The sequence below is a fragment of the Fructilactobacillus sanfranciscensis DSM 20451 genome, from assembly GCF_001436035.1.
GTDB classification, from domain to species: Bacteria; Bacillota; Bacilli; order Lactobacillales; family Lactobacillaceae; genus Fructilactobacillus; species Fructilactobacillus sanfranciscensis.
In genome coordinates this window covers 1-4,122 of the sequence record NZ_AYYM01000041.1, presented here as the reverse complement: position 1 = coordinate 4,122, position 4,122 = coordinate 1, and the positions used below count along the sequence as shown (strand labels likewise).

Here is a 4,122-nt window from a genome sequence, read left to right as displayed (position 1 = left end):
TATACCCTATTGGCCTTTTTTGATCCATTATCAATGGCTTTTTAAATTAGGGCCTAGTACTTTTGGAATGGAAATACTTTCCAACACCAAAAATTCTAGACCCTCAAAAACTTGAACATGATTGTTCCGAGCTGTATTGAAGATCATTTCGGGTAGCGATTTATCGGTAACAATGTAGTTAATCGCGCTCATTGGTGCACTCATGTATAGTTGATGCTTACCGATTTTAGTGTGATCCACCAACAGCACAACCGCATCGGCATGAGCGGAAAAAGCTCGCTTGATATTAGCCTCTAAATCATTGGCATCCCTAGATTGCATAATTAAAGTTACCACCCAGTAAATGTGAAAAAAGACTATGGCAATAGTCAGGTGCTCATGTGTGATTACACGCAGGCAAAGGAGATTAAAGTCGTGCTTAGCGAGATTACTGATCAGGTTGCTAGCAGACTTCGTCACCATCAAGTACAAGGTGAAGTGGTTATCGTTGGGATTGATTATGCTGATGCAGAAGAAGCGGGCACCTCCGGTTTCGGTGTGCAAATGAAGATTTATCCCACAAACCACACTGACGATTTGAGCCCCAAAAAACGTCCGCACGTCCAACCGTACAATTCTTGTCCGGACCATTGACATTCTTGCCGAACGATTTGGCAGGTCATGCATGAATTAGGCATTCAATCGACTATGTATCGCAAACGTCCTAAAAAGCCTACAACCAATACTGACACGTCGCAGAAGCCTAATTTAATGAGACATCTAGCTGATTTATCTGGGGTCGTTACCACTGACATCACCTATATTCACCTGATCAATCAAAACTGGGTTTATCTCGCAACTTTGTTTGTCGTTTCTTGGTCACATCAAAACAAAATAAAACACTGGTAAAAGACCTGATGATGCGTGAATTTAAGAAATAANTTACAGCCGTAAGGGGTGTCCATACGATAATGCACCAATGGAATCTTTTCATGCTTCCCTCAAAAAGGAATGTGTTTATCCAGTGCCGGTCTTTGAGAATTATGAAACTGCCGCTGCTGTACTTTTTGAATATGTGCATGCTTTCTACAATAGGAAGAGAATTCATAGTTCACTGGGCTACCAGACCCCCTTACAAGTTGAAGTCGCAACACTTACGAGCCAAGTGCCTTCGTCAGAACGTAACTTCTTTTGTCCGGCCTATTGACATTCTTGCCGACGTAGATCTAAATAAAGACCCTGAAGAATATTATTATTCTTCAGGGTCCTCTTTAAATAATCGGCTCTAAAATATTCGCTACAGATATATTTATTTAATGGTTAATCATTACGGCGTTTCTTGATACCAAGAAAACCGAGTAAACTTCCAAATATTGCCAACAAAATACCAATAAATGACATTGTTTGACTTTGACTATTGTTTTCACCAGTTTGAGGTAATTCTGGTGAATTAACAGCACCGTTGTTAACTTTATGTTTAAGCACTACTGTATAAGTTGGTTCATCAGTATCAAAGACATGNAACAGCACCGTTGTTAACTTTAGATCCTGTATTAGTCGACGTATTGATTACTCCATTGTTAGTAGCGTTACTTGGCTGGGAAGGGTTCCCTTGGACTTCTTTGAAGGTATAGCCTGGAATTACCGGTGAATTCTTACTATCAAAACTCGTCTTGCCAGCAGGCTTATCTGGTTGATCTGGTTGACCAATCTTTGGTTGAACTGGTTGATGAGACTTTAAGCCTAAGCCAGAACTTCTGTTAATCAAACTCCAGTCAACCGGCTTACCCCCTTCACCCGGTAAGGCGGCACTGTTAACTGCACCTTCTTTAAGAACACCAAGCATATTATCGTTCCGACTAGAGTCGTCCCATACCCAGTCACCTTGGTTAGTTGCACGTGCTAATACAGTTGTCGTGTCATCTGGATTGATTTGTACTATGAAACTTGGTGCCAAAGTTGCATAGTTTCCTTCACCTGAAGCAAAGTCCTTGTTACTCATGTAAGAAGTAATTAGTACTTGATCAGGGTGACCTTCTACAGGTACTGCATAGTAGGAATAAGTAGCAGTACGCCAGTTTGCAGGTACTGATGCAGTTAATACGACACCTGAGTTATTTAATGGCTTGTACTTACCCATCAAGTTATCAGAAACATAACCGATCATAGCAACATTATCACCAACGATTGTGATATCTTTAGCGTTTAATTCACGATCGGAACCACGACTTACACGAGTTGCGGAGAAGAGATAATACTTATCACCAAGCTTAACTACGTTTACTCGTTCAACTTCGTCACTAGCCATTAATGTGGATACTAATGGTGAATAAACCTCTTCAACCTTTGGATTGGTTTGGTCATTGTTAAGCTTTAGGATACCAATAGCCCCATTAGCTAAACTGGCTAATTCACGGTCATTCTTGTTGTTCAGAAGTTTAAAGAAACTCTTGATATTAAAAGCATCATCGCCGCCATAGTTAGCCCAATTATAAATTTGATCATCACTTTGGTAATCTTCCATTCCCGTATTGGCTTCAAATACTAAGTAACGATCACCATTTTCTGATTGCACAACGTGAGGATCTCGGAGACAATAATCGTCGTTCTTACGATCCTTCCCGTTTGCGAATTGGTCATAGGTCTGATAGTGGAAACCATCACCTTCAAACAAAATATGGTAATTGTCAACACTCTTAATTGCTACACCATTATCATCTACATCAAGATTTAGTGTTGCAGTAGCAAGTCGTTGATCGTTTAACTTGTAATCAGAGGTATCGTTTGAAGTGTAGAATAATTGAATTGTGCCATTATCATTTACAATAGCTGACCCGGACCATTCTTGGTATACGTTATTTTCGTTAGTACCAAAAATTGAGCCTGCATTACGCCAATGTGAAAAGTCGTTATCACCATATTTATTGTAAAGAAGGTAAATATGATTATCACCGTTTGGTGTATTAGGAATACCCATCATCGCAATAACTAGTTGATAACCCTTGTAATTAGACACATAACCTGTGACAGGATCTTGTACTGGCCAAGAATCCCAAACATCAAGATGAGCCATTTTGCCAGTTTGGGCATCGACAGTATATGAGGCAGGCATATTCTTGATTTCCTTAGCATTAAAGTAAGGAACGGCATATTGTGGGTCTTGTTTTACAATTGCATTACCAATTCCTTCTAAGTCCTTAAAAGTTAATTTTGCACCTTTTTCAGCAGACTTAGAGAAGTTAATTTTATTTAATTCATTAATTTGTTCATCTGTTAAACTACCAGCATCAATCTTAGCATTTTGAACGGCTTTAGTTGCTTCGTGATTTAATTTCTTTAAGTTTGCTTGAGCAGCAGCTGATGGTTGTTCATTATTAGTTTGCTTTAATTGACTATTATCATTTTCTGTGTTGCTAGTATTTTTACTTTCGTCAACAACAGCAGTTTTAGTATCGTTAGCAACAGATGATTCTTGCTTTGTCGAGCCACTGGTTGCATTATCGTTAGCAACAGATGATTCTTGCTTTGTCGAGCCACTGGTTGCATTATCGTTAGCAACAGATGATTCTTGCTTTGTCGAACCACTGGTTGCATTATCGTTAGCAACAGATGATTCTTGCTTTGTCGAACCACTGGTTGCATTATCGTTAGCAACAGATGATTCTTGCTTTGTCGAACCACTGGTTGCATTATCGTTAGCAACAGATGATTCTTGCTTTGTCGAACCACTGGTTGCATTATCGTTAGCAACAGATGATTCTTGCTTTGTCGAACCACTGGTTGCATTATCGTTAGCAACAGATGATTCTTGCTTTGTCGAACCACTGGTTGCATTATCGTTAGCAACAGATGATTCTTGCTTTGTCGAACCACTGGTTGCATTATCGTTAGTACTGATAATCTTCCCATCAACATTAGCTTGGCGATCAATGTTAACGTTAGCAGTGCCGTCGTATTTATTGTTCTTAACAGCATCAGCGTGGGCGGTTACTCCCCCTAAAATTGAAGCTGATACTAGTGTAGCAACGGCCCAATTCTTACCGACTTTATACATTTTCTTATGTTCTTTAGTCATATTGGATACTTCCCCTTGTAATTAATCTGGCTTCTATTATACAGAGTAATTGCTCCTATGTCAATAAA

The 4,122-nt window shown here is 39.4% G+C and carries 5 protein-coding genes and 1 pseudogene; 3 read left to right on the top strand and 3 right to left on the bottom strand.

Annotated features, from left to right (window positions below; genetic code table 11):
* Positions 1-30 precede the first annotated feature (30 nt).
* Positions 31-309, bottom strand: a pseudogene (locus FD36_RS06180) (hypothetical protein); the annotation flags it as partial.
* A gap of 69 nt (positions 310-378) precedes the next feature.
* Here FD36_RS06180 and FD36_RS06175 point away from each other — a divergent pair.
* The 3 genes from FD36_RS06175 to FD36_RS06960 all read left to right on the top strand — a co-directional run.
* Complete coding sequence (locus FD36_RS06175) at positions 379-633, top strand: DinB/UmuC family translesion DNA polymerase (RefSeq protein ID WP_082610647.1); 255 nt, start codon at positions 379-381, stop codon at positions 631-633.
* Between the two features lie 27 nt (positions 634-660).
* On the top strand, positions 661-888 hold the full coding sequence (locus tag FD36_RS06605; protein ID WP_225361999.1) for a hypothetical protein: 228 nt from the start codon (positions 661-663) through the stop codon (positions 886-888).
* 33 nt (positions 889-921) lie between these two features.
* Positions 922-1,186: integrase core domain-containing protein (locus FD36_RS06960; protein WP_235803523.1), on the top strand; the 265-nt coding region annotated here is incomplete at its 5' end.
* Positions 1,187-1,299: 113 nt separating this feature from the next.
* On the opposite strand, the gene FD36_RS06955 is transcribed toward FD36_RS06960, so the two are convergent.
* On the bottom strand, positions 1,300-1,380 hold the full coding sequence (locus tag FD36_RS06955) for a hypothetical protein (protein ID WP_235803524.1): 81 nt from the start codon (positions 1,378-1,380) through the stop codon (positions 1,300-1,302).
* A gap of 121 nt (positions 1,381-1,501) precedes the next feature.
* A partial coding sequence (locus tag FD36_RS06165) for a glycoside hydrolase family 68 protein (RefSeq protein WP_235803522.1) occupies positions 1,502-4,054 on the bottom strand: 2,553 nt, incomplete at its 3' end.
* Positions 4,055-4,122: the final 68 nt, after the last annotated feature.